At 50.8% G+C, this 17,472-nt stretch carries 13 protein-coding genes; 6 read left to right on the top strand and 7 right to left on the bottom strand.

What is annotated here, in order from left to right:
- Positions 1-591: 591 nt before the first annotated feature.
- The 4 genes from KI612_RS10045 to KI612_RS10030 form a co-directional block, all read right to left on the bottom strand.
- Positions 592-1,350, bottom strand: a complete 759-nt coding sequence (locus tag KI612_RS10045) for a hypothetical protein (protein WP_226439955.1) — start codon at positions 1,348-1,350, stop codon at positions 592-594.
- A 140-nt stretch (positions 1,351-1,490) separates the two neighbouring features.
- The gene (locus tag KI612_RS10040) at positions 1,491-2,195 is read right to left on the bottom strand and encodes a hypothetical protein (RefSeq protein ID WP_226439954.1); all 705 of its coding nucleotides are present in this window, start codon (positions 2,193-2,195) and stop codon (positions 1,491-1,493) included.
- Between the two features lie 27 nt (positions 2,196-2,222).
- Positions 2,223-2,825 carry a hypothetical protein gene (locus KI612_RS10035; RefSeq protein ID WP_226439953.1) on the bottom strand — a complete coding sequence of 201 codons (603 nt, stop codon included), beginning with the start codon at positions 2,823-2,825 and terminating at the stop codon, positions 2,223-2,225.
- A gap of 33 nt (positions 2,826-2,858) precedes the next feature.
- Entirely contained in the window at positions 2,859-3,569 is a 711-nt protein-coding gene (locus KI612_RS10030; RefSeq protein ID WP_226439952.1) for a hypothetical protein, read from the bottom strand.
- A 699-nt stretch (positions 3,570-4,268) separates the two neighbouring features.
- On the opposite strand from KI612_RS10030, the gene KI612_RS10025 reads away from it, so the two are divergent.
- On the top strand, positions 4,269-5,366 hold the full coding sequence (locus tag KI612_RS10025) for a hypothetical protein (RefSeq protein WP_226439951.1): 1,098 nt from the start codon (positions 4,269-4,271) through the stop codon (positions 5,364-5,366).
- Positions 5,367-5,774: 408 nt separating this feature from the next.
- Here KI612_RS10025 and KI612_RS10020 read toward each other — a convergent pair whose 3' ends face one another.
- The 3 genes from KI612_RS10020 to KI612_RS10010 form a co-directional block, all read right to left on the bottom strand.
- On the bottom strand, positions 5,775-6,089 hold the full coding sequence (locus tag KI612_RS10020) for a hypothetical protein (protein WP_226444084.1): 315 nt from the start codon (positions 6,087-6,089) through the stop codon (positions 5,775-5,777).
- Positions 6,090-6,162: 73 nt separating this feature from the next.
- Positions 6,163-6,954 (bottom strand): recombinase family protein, encoded by a 792-nt coding sequence (locus KI612_RS10015; protein ID WP_450088463.1) that lies wholly within the window; start codon positions 6,952-6,954, stop codon positions 6,163-6,165.
- A gap of 25 nt (positions 6,955-6,979) precedes the next feature.
- Positions 6,980-8,149, bottom strand: a complete 1,170-nt coding sequence (locus KI612_RS10010; RefSeq protein WP_226444082.1) for a hypothetical protein — start codon at positions 8,147-8,149, stop codon at positions 6,980-6,982.
- Positions 8,150-8,254: 105 nt separating this feature from the next.
- On the opposite strand from KI612_RS10010, the gene KI612_RS10005 reads away from it, so the two are divergent.
- From KI612_RS10005 to KI612_RS09985, 5 genes are all read left to right on the top strand, one after another.
- Positions 8,255-8,485 (top strand): helix-turn-helix domain-containing protein, encoded by a 231-nt coding sequence (locus KI612_RS10005; RefSeq protein ID WP_226444080.1) that lies wholly within the window; start codon positions 8,255-8,257, stop codon positions 8,483-8,485.
- 191 nt (positions 8,486-8,676) lie between these two features.
- Positions 8,677-9,786: a hypothetical protein gene (locus KI612_RS10000; protein ID WP_226444078.1), complete on the top strand. Its 1,110-nt coding sequence runs from the start codon at positions 8,677-8,679 to the stop codon at positions 9,784-9,786.
- A 257-nt stretch (positions 9,787-10,043) separates the two neighbouring features.
- Positions 10,044-11,156 (top strand): hypothetical protein, encoded by a 1,113-nt coding sequence (locus KI612_RS09995; RefSeq protein ID WP_226444076.1) that lies wholly within the window; start codon positions 10,044-10,046, stop codon positions 11,154-11,156.
- Between the two features lie 94 nt (positions 11,157-11,250).
- Positions 11,251-13,536 (top strand): hypothetical protein, encoded by a 2,286-nt coding sequence (locus KI612_RS09990; RefSeq protein ID WP_226444074.1) that lies wholly within the window; start codon positions 11,251-11,253, stop codon positions 13,534-13,536.
- A gap of 83 nt (positions 13,537-13,619) precedes the next feature.
- Positions 13,620-17,447, top strand: coding sequence for a hypothetical protein (locus KI612_RS09985; RefSeq protein ID WP_226444072.1), 3,828 nt, complete (start codon positions 13,620-13,622; stop codon positions 17,445-17,447).
- Positions 17,448-17,472 lie beyond the last annotated feature (25 nt).

The raw sequence follows: 17,472 nt of genomic DNA, 5'->3' as shown, positions 1-17,472 counted from the left end.
CGGCGTTATCAGGTTGGTGAGGCTCGGGCATAGCCCGAAATCACCAACCCGACAAGCGTAGCGCGTCAGGCACTGAAAGCCAAAGTATCAGCATGGATGTCGTTTTCTGTTTGTTTTACCCTGAGAGCACTTGGAATGACTGGGTAACACCAATCGATAGTAAAAAACTATATAAATTCAACAGTCAATATTTCCAGCTGCAGAATCGCGCTGTGTTGACCACTGAATCGCATCCGATCTGACCAGCAAAAGCCGAACGGCAGCAGCGAGCCCAAAGCAGAACTAGCGAGCCAGGGAAAGCGGATGTTCAGGAACATTGAAGCTCAGTGGGCGGGCGTAGCCGTCCGCTGCTGCGGCTGGTTAGCCAGCAGCGATTGGCGTGTGAGAGTGCACATGTGCAAATGCCTCCACGAGGATACGTAGGAAGTTTTCAATAACGAGGTGTGCGCGAAGTACACGTCCAATCGCGTCATGGTCGGCGGCCAATGCCAGGAAGCGCTCGTTGTGGCGAGCAAAGTCTGCCTCGATTTCTTCCCAATGTGGCTTGAGCACGTCAAGCGCGGCTTCAATCCCTTTAGCGGCTCCTGCTGGCTAACGTTTGAATTTGCCGGCCTGCGCTCCTTTTCGCGCAGGCCCGGTGGAATGATTGGGCAGCTGGTCTTTGGCGATTTTTGATACAGAACCGACAAGTTGACTGTTTCGCTTTGTGCGGAGAATAACCAATACATCCTTTTGCCCAATGACGGCGGGCAACAAGACTTCCGGTGTGGGCTGATTGCTCACCTTTATATCAACAGAATATTTTCCAAGATGAAACCTGTAGAACAAGACACCGAGGTTCCGAACTCTTACGGGCTCTGAAATTAGAGATTCATCTGCATCAGAGCAAGAGATGATGGTTGAGAAATCATCTAGAAAACCAGGCAATCCTGATTTCAAAAGTACCTTGGCTTTTTCAGCAAAGGGGCCGATAGAAACATTTTCATATATTCGTTTGTTCGAAGAAGATGCTCTCCAAAGCAATGAAATAAAAAACAATTTCAACTCACCAAGGCTGTTTTTATCTATTTTAAGTTCGTAAGCGGCTGGTTGAGAAATGAATTCTTCAATTGGCGACTGTAGTAAAACCTTGGCGGCGTAGGCATCCCAGCGCCCATATTCTATCTCGCATGATCGACACCAAACGGAGTCATCATAAATTCCAATTGGAACTTTCTTGGAATGAACGCCCAGCTCTCTCTGTTTAAGCATGTCACCATCTTGTGAGATCGCTTTAAAAAATGCCTTAGGAATGATATGGGCATTAACCTTTTCACCTGGAGATCCGCAAAACGGGCAAATATTTAACATGGTAGCTATAGATTTCTGAAAAACGACGTGACCGGACCGTGCCCAAAGGTGCCGTAGTCGGCTTTGGAAAGCGGCCGCTCAGAAACGTTTGAGGTGACTGGCCTGCGCGGCTTTTCACGCAGGTCAGCTAGAACAAGAGATTAGAGTTCGAACCAGCGTGAATGATCCCTTGGGTCTATTAGAATGATCTTTTCCCAGTCGTGCGAGATTGACACCTGATCTCGAAACATCTCGCGGTCGAAATCGTCGAGTCCGTGGCCGATATGGTCAACAAGAGCAAGCCACCAGTGTTTGTACTTCGATCGAACCTTCTTGATCTTTCGAGATTTTTCACTTGCACAATGCCGGATGTTCGTCTCCATCTCGGAAAGCAACCATCCGCCCGACTCCTCATCGCTACAGCCGCCCATAACAAACATGGAGGCATGTGGATTGCTGGCCCTGAACACTTCAAGCTCAAAACCCTTAGTTATAAAGACAGTGCTCTTCTGCTTGATTGGTGACGCGACAAAAGTTTCGAGCGCTTTACGCAGCTTAGGGCCTAAGGTCTTCCACGCCTCAACGGGGCGCGTGAATCGGAAGAAGACAAACCAACTTTCGTTTTCGGTTGGTGCGCCGAGACTGCCGGCAAGCTCTTTGACGCGCTTCCATAGCGGAATAGCCACTTCTTCAAGGCCCTGGGCGTCGCCACCCTCGAAGTGGTTTTGGTTCAAACGTCGGACTTCAATTGCAATGTTTCCATCAACCAAAAAGTCAGGGGGAATATTGCCGTCAGGCTCGTAGACCACGTTGGTATAGCCGCGGTGTGCTAAATGATCGGCAACAAGTTTTTCAGTGGCATCCATAGTGACTCACGAAATATAGCTTTGGAATTAGCCACACTGCGCGGCGTTTTGCGCTGGTCTGGTTGAATGATTGGTTAGCCGTGCGGCCACAATTGATTCAAATATCTTGCGGCTCTCAAGATCAGTGTCGGTTACAGCGACCTCTCCTGAACGTCCCTCTTTTTGGGCTACCGCTTCCATCATGTGGGAAAGAAGCCCTTTGATTGCCGCATTTAGTCGCTCGGCGTTTGTGATGAAACCCCGCAGGAATTTATTTGGATTTTGAATACCTACGACTCCCCTCATTGGGTGCACTTCGCGCCAGAAATCATGAACAACTATATTTCTGTCTGTTACAAGCTGCTCAAGTTCTTCACCTGAAAGTAGCAGGCGCTCTCCAAATAAGGTGCAAATTTGACCAAGCGTTGCTTTTCGAAGCGCCTTCTTTTCCGGATCGGCCGACAAAAAATCGTCAGGTGTTAAGTTTGCGAATCGCTTGTCCTTCTTTGCTTCTGGCAGGTGTGACATATGAGATGCGATGCCGTACAGCCCAAACTCAAATTTTTGTGCGCAATACAAAGCCAGCCCGAGCAGTAGGAAGGTTTCTTCATCTATACGCGTCACAGCTAGGGCTGAAGCAGTGTTGTTCATAATGGCCAACGACAAAGGTCAGTGGACGGATTGTTAGCCATTGCTGCCAGGAGGGATGGGGTAGTGACTGAGTTCATAGTGATGTGTCTTGCCTTCTCCACGAAATACATTCCCGGGGCGTGTGAATGAGGCTTGCTTCGCCGGTCTGATTGAAGAATACGAAACCTCGACCGGGCCGAATAACGGCACATATCGCAGTTCATAGATTTCCTGAGGGAGAGAATAGATGAATTCACTCTTTGGTTTATTGCCCAATACATGGTTGTCCGCGAGTAAGCGAGAGTCTCCCCTGGCGAGGAGCTGAGTAAGTTTTGTTCCTTGATCAACGCCTTCATTCTGGAAGCCAAACCCCTTAATAAGGGAAATGATTGTGTGATCAAGCTCCGCGAGATATTCCCTTTGGGCGATGACAATATTGAAGTCGACGGGAAGATCATCTGTATATCGAAGCAAGTATGCTTTCTTGTTTAATTCTAAAAAATCCGACCTCAACAGCGCCCATAGATTTTTGTCAAAGTTCTTGACCGCGTTCCAATGAGATTTTTTTAGATGTCCTCGGCTTTCATTGCCATGAAAGGCAAGGATTGCTTTGCAAGCCTTCTCGATTGATGTACTGCCGAGTATAGCCCCTTGCTGAAGCAGCCCCGAGAGTAATAAAACTCTTGCAGCGACGTAATCATTTATGCTGTCAGAGATGAATATTTGAACTTGCCGACCATTGGCGGAGGATCTGGAGCGATTCATCGGAATGGCTAACTGTTACTCACCGGACCCACCGGTCCGCACATTGATAATCGTAAAACATGGCAACTCAAAGTAACTGGTTGATTCATTTAGGAGCGACTCCGGCAGACTGTCCGCATATGCAATGATAGTACGGACCGGCGATCATTTGGTATGCCGACGGCAAGTAGGTTTTGGCCAATTCCTTCTTTGGAGAGAAAGCTTGAACGGCGACTCCTGGCCGACTGCCGCCTAATGCCAAATCACTGGCCAACTATATGACATCGCTTGGTCATGCCGTGAGATTTAGTGGCCATCTGATTAGAAATTTCGCATCTAGCTATTTCCTGTTGCTATCTAGGCTAGCACTTCGCCTCTGCCTCCAATTCTGCCCGAACGACGTTCTGAAATTGACGAAAGATGATCCAGTTGTTGTATTCCGCCTTCCAGTGGCCACGATTGCGACAAATTGGCTCAACTGCAGCACGAACAACCTCATTGCATGGGTGCCAGATCGCCATGTCCCCAGAGGGCAACGGCCGAATATGAACAGGTACGCCTCGAATAACGAGAACAGATTGGTTAAGCATGGTTTTCTCCGTGACTTGATCGAGCCCATAGGTTAGGTACTCAGAAGGATCGTTGGCCCCAACCAGGGCGGTGTCAGACCGGTATCCGGACGGTTCGCTGTTAGAATTTGGGCATATTTTCGGAGGAAAAATGAGCAATCTTGGTGATCAGGTGAAACAGTCATGGCAATCAGAATCGGTCGATATACTTCGATACACCCAGTGGTTTCTGCACCTGATTGATCGTGACTGTAGCTCCACTTATCGCGACAAATCGTGGGATCTTCTGCGTGCGTTATTTTTGCAGCACAAGGCAGATTGGATCGACGGTGGTGTGGCATTGCCTATTTCTACCCTGGATCTATGGCGTTCTACACTCGAGGAACGTGGTGAAACCACTTCCGGTGCAGTTTCCGATAAGGCCAGAAAACGTGTAAATGAGCACTGGCCAAACCTGATGAGCCAATTTTCCGGATTCGAAGGGCGCTTTACTGAGGCTGCGCGTAAAGCCGGGTTTTCCGGTCTGCTATGGCCGAGTAAACACCAGTCGAATGGAGGGAATAGCTCGACCTATTTTCTCGAGTGGAGAGCTTTCGATGAAAACGTGCTCCAACCTGAATTGCCGGCAGGTTACGGCGAGCTACCTTTTATTCTTCGCTACCACGAAGACCAATCAAGCCTCCGATTTTCATGGATTGGACGCCTATTTCTGGCTCCACTGATGTTCAAGCAACAAAGTATCAGCACCATGCGGATAGAAGGGGCGCGCCGCTGGATACCAGCCATTGGCATGGGATTGCTCGCCACTGTTATTGGCACGATGGCGGTTCTCGCACTAATTCCAGGAGCCTCAGAATTGAACTGGAATTTACTCATTTTGGCTGGCGCGTTTTATTGGATCTACCTTCGTCCGCTTGCAAGGCTATACGACTTAAAGATCATGATGGCATCTCCGCTCTTCTATCCGTTCAAGGACCGGGACTGCCAAATTGAATTGCAGTGGGATGGGCCAACGCCAAATCAAGATCGCCCGCGTGCGTACAACCTTCGCCTTGTTCGTTATGCAGCCAACTGTCCATTATGTGGAGGAAGGGTTTGGCTTGAGGATGGAAAACTCCAGTACTTCAATCGTGTAGTTGGCCGTTGCGAAGAGGAACCGGCCGAACATGTCTTCAGTTTTGATCGAAAACTTCGCGCGGGTGCTTGGCTTCGCCATAGTTACCATTCGCCTAGTGTGGGCAAAGCATGAGTGAGTTACCCAAAAATCCTGATTAATTAAAATCGTCGAAAGAACTTTGCTCACCAGATCCACGAAGCCATCTGGTTGGACGTATTGAGAGCAGCAGATTTCGAAAAACCAAGAGCAACGACCATCACAGCGACGTTGTTCAGTTTGAACTGAGCCTCGTTGCCCCTGAAGGAGTTCGCCGCAAATATCCGAAATTGCCAGGCTTGGGACGCTGTTATTTCTTCGCGTCTATCGCGGATGCTCGACGCTTTACCTCTTCGAGTGACTTTTCAAAATCACCGATAAAGAACCTGTCCCAATCCTTTACAGGTACGCCTAGAACTTCCGTTTCGTCAGTGAGCACAGAAGGGGACGCGAACCTGCGGTTGGTAACCTCTTTAGCCGACGGGCAGGCTGGCGATACCCGCTTCAACGGGATGCTCCTTCGCACGGCAACGCCCGGATGATGTCGCGTGCCTTCGCCGTGTCGCCTGCCTTGAGTGCCAATATGACGAACAAGCTGGCACCGTCTTGCTCGCTCAAGTTTTTTATGTGTGCAATGGACTGCGGCTTGCCACACTTCATTTCTAGGTACTGTTCCAACAGGAACGAGTAGGCGGCATCTGATGGCGAGACTGCCGTCACTGCGGTATAGAACGCGCCTTTCTCTGCAATGCTACCGCCAGCTAATGCAGAACCGGCAACGAAGTATGCGCAAGTGAGTGCTGCCAATTTCCATTTCATGAACTGCTCCCGCTTTCCGGTTGTGTTGAGAACATTATACCTACGGCATCTTCTGTCGTTCGGATGCCGCCGGCTAAGAAATTTCCTTTTCGATTTCGGCACGATATTCCGGGTCGGTCGACATTCGTTTCATGCCTTCCATAACTGAGTCCGTCCATCGTTCGAAGGGCGTCGCGTACTTGTAGAAGGTGCTGCGGCTAATGCCGAGCGTCTTGCAGACAACGGCCGGAGACTGATCGGCCATTTTGGCAATGGCGGCTTGCTTGTCCGGATCAAGCCCACGCCGCCCACCCTTTCGGCCACGTGCACGAGCTGTGGCTAGACCGGCATGCGTGCGTTCGCGGATCAAATTGCGCTCGAACTCGGCCAGCGCCGCAAAGACATGAAACACCAGGCGGCCGGCGGCCGTGGTGGCGTCGATTTTCTCGGTCAGGCTCTCGAAGCCAATGCCGGCGGCGTCCAGCTCACCGACCAGGCGCACCAGATCAGGAAGGGATCGGCCGAGACGATCCAGTCGCCACACCACCACAACATCACCTGGTCGAGCAAAGGCAATCGCCGAGGCCAGCCCGGGGCGGTCGGCCTTGGCGCCACTGATGGTGTCAGTAAAGAGGCGTTCGCAGCCGGCGCCGTCGAGGGCGTCGCGTTGCAGATCTTGGTTCTGGTCGTCAGTAGAAACGCGGGCGTATCCGATTCTCATGGCGATTGTCCGTAATGCCGTTGAAGTCTTAATTTTAAAGACGATGATTAACGGACGGGAAAAAATACAGACGCCCCTTGCCGGCGTGTTCCCGGGAGAGTCCGGCAAATGACCGTAATACAGACGAAATTCCTGAAAGTCTGAGATACGAAAGTTACCAAGCATTTGTTGCTGCAATCGCACGAACACCTTAGCTGGAGGTCGTTAAGGCCCCATAAAATCCAATATCGCCATGTTTCAAAAAGACATCGTGTAGCACATAGCTGAGTTGTGATCGTGGCAAATCAAAATTTCGCTGAAATCCTTTGAGATTCCAGCCCTCTGAACGAGCGCGATCAGCATAGCGCTGACAACTGCCGATTAGTGCATTGGAGGCGTGCTGTGCCTTAATTTTCTCGCGGATCATGTAGTCCACTGCACGGCCTGCAGCATTCCAAATCAGTTGATAGCACTGTGAAACGGAGAAGCTCCGCAACAGATTTTCGAGTAGGGCTGTCAAAGCTGTTTCTCCAGGCATCGGAAGTTTTCGTTGGGCAACGGCATGCATGCAGAACTCTTTGCACTCGGCCATAGCAAGCATTTTCCAAAGTGCGTGCATGTCTGCCTTCCAGCCATTTGGCCAAGAGTCACTTGCAGCAAGTATTTCCAGTTTTTCGATAAAAACAGGAGCTTCAGGTATTCGCAAACTCCAATAAACAGCATGCCAGTCAACGCGTGCTTTTTCATCAGCGGCTAAATAAAACGAGCTAGGGCGAGAGTTCAATGCGGGAGCAATCAAGCCGTTGTCGAAGAGAACACCTAGAAGATAAGGTGCAATGCTGATTTCATTAGGCACGAACGGAACTGCACTGGACGCAATCGCATCAATAGTTGAGTCATTCAACCATCCGCCACAACGAATCAAGCTCAGTAGGGCAATTGCCGTCTCTGCGCCGAGCTGTTCCGGCTTGATCTGCGTGATCGAGTAACTCCAGTTTTCACTACAGAACGTGGTGATTGCTTCGCGCTCTCGCTGCCGTTGGGCCTCGCTCTTCTGAGTACGTATTTCTCGGCAGTTCGGACAAACACACTTCTCTGTCTCTTGATGTGAGCAACGTGAGCAACGAATTGCCGCATGCCTGCTCCCTGATGAACGTGTGCGAGAAACGCGGGGTTTAATCAATGGGGAGTTGCATACAGGGCAATCACGCCCGACGCATTCGGGTGGAAATTGTCGACAAAGTTCGCTGGTCGTACACTCAATATCGTATTCAGTAATCAAGGTGGCCACTTTCTCACCTGAATAGTACCGATGGATCAGCGAATGAATTTGCATCGGAGTTAGATGGGCGAGGGCCGGGGAGGACGATTGGTTGTTCATGGCTGACACTCTTTGATTGGGGTAGTCAGAAAATATAGTGGTGTTATATCGAATTGTCACTCATAGGGCGTCGCCTCAAAGAGGTCGTGTTTCTAGCATCATGGGATGGAAACGACGCTCACGCCTGAACAGAAAACAGATCTCCAGAAGTTTGGTCGGCGTCTAGCTCTGTTAAGAAAAGAAAGGGGCTGGTCGCAGGAGCGCCTTGCTCTTGAGAGTGGGCTAGCTCGTAGCTACCTTGGTGGCGTTGAGCGAGGGCAACGCAATATTGCACTTCTGAATATATTGAGACTTGCGCGTTCCCTTGAATGTGAACCAAATGAGCTGTTCTCATAGGCGGAACAATCCAACGAGGTTCATCGGAAAGCAAATTGCGAGCTGCAGCTCTTACTGAGAGCAAGTCGGCCAATGTCGCCATTCAAGTAGCCGGTGCTGAACTACTGTTCTTGGCTATAAGCTGACTGATACTCAAGGCGCACCGTCTAGCAGCGATGCGTCCCCAAACTTAAATGAAATGTTGAGGCTGAATGGAAATTAAGATCGAGGCAATCGTCGAAGAGGTCAAGAAGCTGAAAGACAGGTCGTACACAACATTCTGTAGTCAGCTGATTAACCTCACTAGACAGATTGAATCTTCGACGATGTTGCGTGGGCCATACAGACTGGTTCTCGACTCGAATATTGTCATGCGTCTGGAGTCCCTTCGGCAGGGCAAGGTTGCAGAAGGTGTGCTGTCCACTCTGTTAGCTTTTTTCTTCGTAAAAACTCTGCCATTCCACATCGACATAGTTGTCCGGCCAGTGGTCTTCTATGAGTTTCTTCGGCTACGCAACGTGAGGAACTTGCGAGATCACTGGCAGGAGATCAAGTCTATCAAATCGCTTGTAGAGGATTCGCTCGAAGTAACTTTATTCTTCGATGGCATAGAGACCTATGAAGGTGCCGAACACTATTTGGAAATGATCGGGCGAGATTCGAAGAAGATCGCCGACACCCTGAGGAACTACAAGGCTAGAGATTGGCGCTTCGATTTCATGCGACCACCGAGCGGTTATTCCGGATTCCCAACCAACGATGGCCGGCTGTTAGTACCACCGTTCTTCGCTGCTCAGGAGCTTTACGAGGCGATCCAGTTAGAATACTTCCATGAGCCATTGGCCCGTATTTTTTTCACAAAACACATCGAGCGGCACCTCGCCGAGCACCCTGACAATGATATGACAATCATTGATCGCTTCGCAGATGACACGGACTACCTCCTTACTAAGATTCTTCGAGTAACGACCAAAGGTAACCTGGAAGGTCTTGCTGATATCGATGTCCTCAGTATCTGCAATCTTCAGACACAGTTTGCTCATCAAGCGCACGGGCGTTACGCTCCGGCATCGATCGGAATGTCAATCGACGAGAACCTTGGAAGGGCTCTTCGGTATTACTCGACGCTCAGACTGACCTCGCCGCAGTTCGGCGGAACATCGGACCCGGAGATACTGGAGCAGCATAAGGCTGGATTGGAGTCGTTCATTGAAGACCAAAGGCGTTTCCAAGAGGGAGAGAGGAGACTAGTTTCAACTCGAGAGAAATTGGGCGAGTTCTTTCAGCGGCTAAATTCCTTGGGGATTTTTCGAGAGCCATGACCAATGGGGTCATGCAAAATTCGGTGATTACCTCGTGACCCAATTCGGCCTGTAGCAACCTGCCATTCCCACGATGGAGCAATCACTTGAATAACCGCGTCGATGCCCTTACGGGATGTTCGACAGAAACTTGAAAATTCGCTAAAACGCCAAGGCGATTTACCCTCATTTTTTTGATCATTGCTGCTTGAATCATTCCTGCATCATAATCGAAACTCCGTGGTTGCTTAGGACCTATCATTCCGACCAACACTCAAATGAATTACTCGGTCCAGACGTCATCGAAGGAAGAGCGCTTTTCAGTCGTCTCCTTATCAGATCGAGTTAATACGCTTACCGTGCCTCAGAAGGGGTTATTAGATGAGGCGTGGAACCATTTCGTCAGTGTTGGGACGCCGTTTCCCATCCGAGGTGTTCCAAGAATTGCCGGCAAGCAATCTGTGCAGCAAGTCCTTGAAGGCCTAAATGGTGGCCTGATTTTCGAAGTTTTGGAACAGGGCAAGCGTTGCCTGCAATTGACGTTGCACGGTGCGCTTCTATCTGGACACGGAATTGATCTAGCGGGCTTACTCGTCCGATTGCTTTACCTCGTAAGAAGCCTCTTTGAGCGCGATAGCTTCATCACCGAGATACAGAGTAGTCAGATCGTCGACCAGATGTCGCTGACACCCGTAGAAACGAGGCTTCTCTTCGCTCTTCTACGGATCGGCTTGCCTCCTCGCATGCCTATCCAGCTTTCAGGATGGGGGCCGGATGACAGCCCTTGGCGCGTAGCAATTTCCGATGAGGTCATTGATCTTTTCAATTCGGATAACGCCGAGGCATTTCTTGATGACAGATTATCCGCCGGGTATCAGCAAGATGACCCTTGTCTCTTGGAAGATCGGCAACGGCGGATTCTGCCAAGTTTGTCTGCAATGTCCGACTTTCAATCTAGTCTTTCGGTGGCCAAACCACATTTGGACCGCAACACCCCATCATATATTGCACTCTCCAGGCTGGATGAGCTTAGAGCAATTTCTAGCTTTCATTTTGACTGCACGCGCATAGTCGCAATGTGTGAAGAGCTGAACGAGTGCGCGGCTCGCGATAATCCGCTTGCGGTAATCCTTCTGACTCGCACGATCCTCAATCACGTGCCGCCGGCATTCGAGTTTGAGACATTTGCGCAGGTAGCAGCGAACTATCGTGGCGGAGGAAGTTCCTTTAAGAAAGCAGCGGAGCGCTTAGAAAATCATTCGAGAAAAGTAGCAGACCGACTCGCGCACATGCCGATTCGTGACAAGGAGGTGGCTCCAACCATGGGCGAGGTCAACTTTGCAGCAGAGATCGAGGCGATATTGGCCGAGTTCTGTCGGATCCTGAAATAGCCGCTGAATCATCAGCTTTTGATTGGCCAAAGCGTGACGGAAGCGTGCCTCTATGAGGCTAACAACCTTCGTGGTCACAATAATCGAGCATAAAGTGAAGCGAAAACTGAAATCTAAGAGGCGGAAAGACAAACATATCAAAAACCCGAAGAATCAGGAATTCACGGTCTTCGAGCACCCTTTCAACAGAATCGACAAAGATGTCTTGAAGAAAGCCTTTCTGTCCACGGGGCAGGAGAGCGGCAAAAAGCTTCCAGCGATTCTTCAATCGCTTCTCGGTCACTTCCGCAGTTGGTATCCGCCTTTCATTATTTCGACGGTTGCCACGTATAGCCTGCAAGTGGGGGTCGGTGACGAAGGTGTGTCGTCCCAAAGGTTTATAGAGAACATGCAACAGCATCATGTTGAGATGCTGCAGGCAATTGCGCTGACTCTAACTAATGACGAGTGGGGAAGCGAACCGGCGCCACCTAAAGTCATCCAGCAGGTGATCGACCAGGTAGGCGAACTGGCCGAGGCATTCTTATACCGCAGATTCGTCGCAATGGACGAGGAGCGCGATGAACAGCAACTTGTCGTCCTAGCCCTCCAAGAACGTCTCCGAGCGCATACACAGATGGTCCGGAATTGGGGTTATTTCTCAGCAGTTGTCAGAATTTCGAAAGAAATGTACGGGGCACTTGACCAGGATCTATCAAGTCATTTTGGGTTCAGCGCCACCGATCTGATCGAAGTCTCCAAGGCACTGCTCACAGCGTTTGAGCGGCGGGCCAACAAGCGATGGACTGTCTTGCGAGACATTTTCCGGGCCTGCACCACAGAGCAGTTGGTTCGGGACTTCTACGCCAAATACCCAGATGTCGAAGGGGACCCGGAGGAATTCCTGGCCGGCATCCCGAAGGACGTGACTACACAGATGGTCAAATATCGATTACTGGCTCACGCTGACATCGCGTTGGTCAAGCTAGGCATCGCCGATGCAGATGAACTTGCCGAACTGACTGGACGAGCCAGTGAGGTCGTTGGGCGCATACTAGAAAAATTGTCTCTGCATCCCGGTGATCTTGATGCTGAGCAGATTGACAGTTTCTTTCTTGCTAACCCAATATGGGTTTCTCCTGGCATGAGAATCGGAGGGGTGTTCTTCTTTCCGACTCCGCAGATCATATTCAGTCATATTCACCCAATAATGAACACCTTGGCCGAAGCGGCCGGTGTAAAGACAAAACTTGAAAAGCGCCGTGCGACTTTTTTGGAGGCCAAGGTTAAGGAGGTTGTAGAGAAAGCCCTCCCTGGGATAAGTCTCACCCCGAACGCAAAGTGGGAGGTTGATGGCAAAATCTTCGAGACCGATTTGCTGGGCCAAATCGATCGCGTGGTTTTCATAGTTGAAGCCAAGTCTGCAGCCCTGACTTCCCAAGGGCTACGCGGAGCGCCCGACCGGGTGAAACGCCATGTGCGCGACTTGGTAGTTGCCCCCGCTCAGCAGTCATTCCGCCTCGAGCAAATCATCTTACAGGCGAAAGCAGGGGATCCATCGTCATTAGGCATCGCGTCGTCGCTTGGACTGGTTCTGGACGATATTGATACTGTCATTCGCGTTTCGGTCACGTTGGATGACTTCTCTACCATCTGCAGTGCGGAGAAAGAACTCAAGGCCGCTGGATGGGTTCCTCAGGACCTGCGCCTAGCACCAACGCTTGGGCTTGCGGATTTCGAGGTCGTCGCGGACATCCTTGATGAGCCGGCGTATTTTCTCCACTACCTCGCCGAGCGAGAGCGTGTGCAGAAGATTATCGACATCTTCGGTGACGAGTTGGACTACTTAGGGTTTTACCTGCAGACGGGCTTTAATATCTTCTCGCTTGAAGAGGCAGGGGTCGCGCTAGCAATCACCGAGATGTCGCAGGCGATAGACCACTACTACTGCAGCATCGATGCTGGCGTCGAGGTACGGAAGCCTAGTCCGAAGATACATTCACAGCTTGCGCGCATTATTCAAGAGCTCCGGCAAAGAAATGCTAGATCGTGGACTAGCATGTCGCTAGACATGCTGAGCATGGGCAGCGCCGAAGAGCAGGATCTCCTGTTCAGCGAACTAGAAATCCTGCGAGAGAACGTCCGCAAGAACTACATTGACCCGAAGCATCTTTGTTCTCTCGTTGTATCTCCCCCTGCACATCGCGCGGCGTGCGTGATTTTCTACGTCTACCCGGAAACTCTCTCAAACCAGCGTCAGGATATCGTGAGTCAACTAGCGGGAGATGCTTTAGCAGAGCAAAACCGAACGCGCTGCATCATTGTCGGCCGGAAGATAGAAGAATGGCATCGCCCCTATCAGTTCATCGGAATTGCCATGCCACAAAAGGCGTCTCCCTAGCCGGATAGCTTGTGCAGGTTCTACCGGGTTAATTCATTCAATCATGGAGCGTTGACATCAATTAGCGCACAAAGGAGCCGATCATGGGGAAGAAATCGCGCCTGAAGCAGGAGAAGCGTAAGGCCCAAACTGACCGTCCGGCGGTTGTCGTCGAGGCACCAATGCTGAAACAATCTTCGCAAGACAAACGATTCTATGAACAACTGGCGGAGTTGAAGGGCTACTTTACCCAATTCGGCGCCTACGACATCATTCTTGCCCTCGGAGTGTCGGATCTTTGGCGGCCTAATCGATCAAGCCAAGTAAAGCACAGCCTGGCGATGCTCATTGCTCTAAGTATGCCTCTACGTGAGTTCCAGGGTATTCGACCTATCGTCACATATAACGAGTTCGTAGAATTTCTGGATGGGTTGAGGCGACTATTACCAAGCTTCCCCATGCTAGAGGATTTCGTTCCGGAGGCAGACTGGGGCGAAATACGTGTAGCAGGATTGGCTGGCTTTCAACGCATCTTCTACGGCGGCAGTGTCGAGCGGATTCCGGACTTTATAGAGGCGTTCAGGCTCCTTCATGTTGAACTTCCTGTTGCGACACGCGACATGAATCTCGCTATTGCACTACAGGCGAATATTCTTGGAGCAATTGATAGTTCTCTTGTGGGACCAGATGAACATGTAGCCGCAGGGCACATGGAGCTACCAACAGATGTGTTCTGGTTTTCGTGCCGTGAAGCGTTGTTATCCACCTACGCTGCCATCCAATTCAACTTTGACGGAACGAGTAGAGAACTAGTAGTGGAGTTGGGGGCACTAAGCGCTCCCGACTCTCTAGGAAGTTTCTATGACGCAATTATGCTGGGGACAGCCTTGCCCACTCTTATGGTGCAAGTGGGGGAAGCTTACCTTCCGGTTGCTCCACGAGCTGCTTCGAGCGTGGTCATCGATCTTTGGCATAAACAGGCTAACTCTCTTCGTGCTGACGGCATAGGGAAACTTGCCGGGCGGCTCGGCAAGTTTTTGTTGCATCGGCTCCGAGAACATGACGTGATTGCCGGGCCCGCTGATCTAATCGGAACATCACATCGATTCGATCGACAAATCGCTGCCGTTGTTCGTTCTGAAGGAAAACTTTATTTCATCCTGCCGATCAATCTTGATGACCTGGCAAAGCTAGGGCAGATCGAGCGTTGGTTTAACAGGTTGGTAGATGAAAGCGCGCGTTGGGCACTGAGGCTTCCTAATCAAAGGCAGATAGTGGAGCTCCGCAACGGAAAAGAAGATTTCCCACGATCCAACGGGATCCAACTCGTGGCTGTCATCGCTCGGGTTAGTACTCAGCCGACATCCTTTGGGTTGCCAGATTTGGGTATGCGGGTCATCGGATTACCAGATTTTGTATCGCTTTTTGATTCAATCAAGGGCAGCGACGAGTTGGATGCGTTCCTTTCCTACTTGGACGATACGGAGTCATCCACAGGAGGCATGATTGGTGTAATTGATCAGTTTGCAGCCTTTCGCGATAGTCATGGCGTATTAATAGAGGGCGCTGAGTCTCCTGATTGGATAGGCCTCGACCCACACTGGAACTCCAGTTGGCGCTTCAAGGAACTCGAGGCTTTCTGGGCATCCGCTCCGCATAGATTTCCTGATGACCGGCACACCTGGATTGTGGACAAGAGAGAAGACGGTCTTACGTCGATGAAGGCAAAAGGAGCTTTCGCACTTGCGTGGTCTGGAGGCGTGGGGCGATGTGTTGTGCAAGCCTTTTTGGAAGTCGGATCGAATCCCGACTATGAAAACGGACCGCTACTCGAGTTGTTTGTTCATTGCGTTGCTGACGCATGCACTCAGCGTAGTTCTCTGCTTGAGAAGCTAGAGCTATTTCGCCGAGAGCAGATCGCAATCCACTGTGAAATGGATCTTCGGACGCTACCGTTGAGGGATGATAATGAGGCGACTGCGCAGCGCGCCTCACTACCCTTACTCACGGGCCTGAAGCTCGCATTTGGTTCATCAGAGAAAGCGATTTTTGCGGTGGAAGTAAATCTCTCCAGGCTTTTCTCTGGACTCAACTGCGCTGCAGATGCCTCGTTTGAAGCGGAATGTGCGATCGAGTTGACCGTTGGGTTGTCAGCGTTGCTCGGCTTGAGTTGTGGAGAAGACGTCTTGGAGTCTCTACGTGAAACAGAGAAAAGACCACCTAGATTCACGCTACGTAGTACCGAGCGCCCCTTTGACGTGCCCGACCATGCGAGTCCGGACCTCCCCGAGGCAGGTCAATTCAAACTCGCACGCAAGGAGCTAGCCTTTGTCTTCAAGCAGCAAGGGGTCGCTCCTGATCGTTATGAGCTGGAGCCGGCCAAGCTCATCATCAACTCCGCCCGGGATGCGATGCGAAGTGAGCTGCATGCAAAGATCTCGCAATTCGATCGAAAGCAGTTACTGCAGATTTGTATCTCTCAGCACGACGAGTTAACCACGAAGTACCAGTTTGAGGTGGTGCGGTTGAAATTGAGCCTAAGTCATCAAGTTTCCTTTGATCGATCCAGTCGACTTGCCGAAGCGTATGAGAAGTACATCAGCATGGCTCGGAACTATCGCTACTTACTGGAGTGCTCAGTCAGCTCTCCTGAGCAAGGTGAAATTCGGCCAACTGTCTCTGAGGTTGTTCAGCTGATTGCACGTATCGACTGGCTATCGGTCCTTTATGGGGCAAGTGACACCCTTCACAACGGGATCGATGTTGGAGGAATTGAATTAGATGATTCCTTTGTCCCCACGGTTTTTTTCTCAGAAGATCGCGACACTAAGGAGCAGCAGTATCTTCAAGACTTTGCGGGCACAAGGCTAGGAATCGGGCTATCCGAAATCGATGAAGTCAACTCCGATCAGGACAGTGCCAAAAACTGGGCTCAGCTCGATGAAGCATTCAGCTTGGATCTTGGCTTTTCCCTCACCCATTTGAGTCAGGTGCTCCAGGTACTTTCACACTGGCATTCGGCCGGCGGCGACGATAAACTTCGATTTGGCTACGCTGCACAGTTAGCATTAATTGTTGAACGAGTGCGAGAGCGTCTGCCATCTATCCCTGAAGGCATCACGGAGAAGGTCATTGCATTCCTGACACTAGACCCCCTCGGTGTTCGTCGTCTGGCTGGTAAGACTGAGGATGAGCCAGATGTACCAGTTTGGGAGCATTCCAAACGTGTGCATCGGTATACCATTCGTCCCCTGATCCAGATTGATCATAATGTGCTAGCTTGGGGAGCAGCCACAATTGACCGTTCTCGCTCGCTCTGGGTCGGTAACATTGTCAATGGCTACCTGCCCGCAGACTTCCAATGGCCAACGGTTGCAAAAGTTGTTCGCAACATCAAGGAGGGAATTGAGAAGCTCTTAGAAGTGCGGGCGTATGAGATATTTCTAAGACACGGCGAATTCGTTTTGCACGGAATTGATTTTCGTCGCAGGTTTCCGAAAGAGCGGTTTGATGATGTAGGGGACTTCGATGTGCTTGCGTACTGGCCAGACAGGAACCTTTGGGTCGCGGTCGAATGCAAGTACAACCAGCCACCGTTCTGCCTCAAGGATGCACGCCGTTTAAGAGAGCGTATCTTTGGCCGGGGCGAAGATCATGGTCAGTTCTCAAAAATTGAACGTCGGCGTCATTTTTTGGCGGAAAATGTGCACCGGCTCAGGGAACTGCTTCAATGGCCAGAAAGCCAGGGTGGCGACGATGCAGAGTTTCGGGACGTCTACGTTTGTAGAGAAGTTTCTTGGTGGCTCAAGCACCCGCCGTATGAGGCTCGCGCAGATTTTGTACGCGTTGATGCGCTCGATGGCTGGCTTGGTGCCATGCTCAAGATCTCCACAGATAATCTGAGGTCGGCGACGGAGTGCGGTGAGGTCTAAACCGAGCAGTGAGATGATCGGGAAA

Source organism: Quatrionicoccus australiensis, from assembly GCF_020510525.1.
Classification (GTDB): Bacteria; Pseudomonadota; Gammaproteobacteria; order Burkholderiales; family Rhodocyclaceae; genus Azonexus; species Azonexus australiensis_B.
The sequence above is the reverse complement of the archived record's forward strand: the minus strand, read 5'-3'. Positions and strand labels throughout refer to the sequence as shown.

Coding starts and splice junctions, on each gene's coding strand:
- KI612_RS10035 (WP_226439953.1), bottom strand. CDS start 2,825: ATGAACAACACTGCTTCAGCCCTAGCTGTGACGCGTATAGATGAAGAA.
- KI612_RS10020 (WP_226444084.1), bottom strand. CDS start 6,089: ATGAAATGGAAATTGGCAGCACTCACTTGCGCATACTTCGTTGCCGGT.
- KI612_RS10005 (WP_226444080.1), top strand. CDS start 8,255: ATGGAAACGACGCTCACGCCTGAACAGAAAACAGATCTCCAGAAGTTT.
- KI612_RS10010 (WP_226444082.1), bottom strand. CDS start 8,149: ATGAACAACCAATCGTCCTCCCCGGCCCTCGCCCATCTAACTCCGATG.
- KI612_RS10030 (WP_226439952.1), bottom strand. CDS start 3,569: ATGAATCGCTCCAGATCCTCCGCCAATGGTCGGCAAGTTCAAATATTC.
- KI612_RS10040 (WP_226439954.1), bottom strand. CDS start 2,195: ATGGATGCCACTGAAAAACTTGTTGCCGATCATTTAGCACACCGCGGC.
- KI612_RS09985 (WP_226444072.1), top strand. CDS start 13,620: ATGGGGAAGAAATCGCGCCTGAAGCAGGAGAAGCGTAAGGCCCAAACT.
- KI612_RS10015 (WP_450088463.1), bottom strand. CDS start 6,954: ATGCTTGGTAACTTTCGTATCTCAGACTTTCAGGAATTTCGTCTGTAT.
- KI612_RS09995 (WP_226444076.1), top strand. CDS start 10,044: ATGAATTACTCGGTCCAGACGTCATCGAAGGAAGAGCGCTTTTCAGTC.
- KI612_RS10000 (WP_226444078.1), top strand. CDS start 8,677: ATGGAAATTAAGATCGAGGCAATCGTCGAAGAGGTCAAGAAGCTGAAA.
- KI612_RS10025 (WP_226439951.1), top strand. CDS start 4,269: ATGAGCAATCTTGGTGATCAGGTGAAACAGTCATGGCAATCAGAATCG.
- KI612_RS10045 (WP_226439955.1), bottom strand. CDS start 1,350: ATGTTAAATATTTGCCCGTTTTGCGGATCTCCAGGTGAAAAGGTTAAT.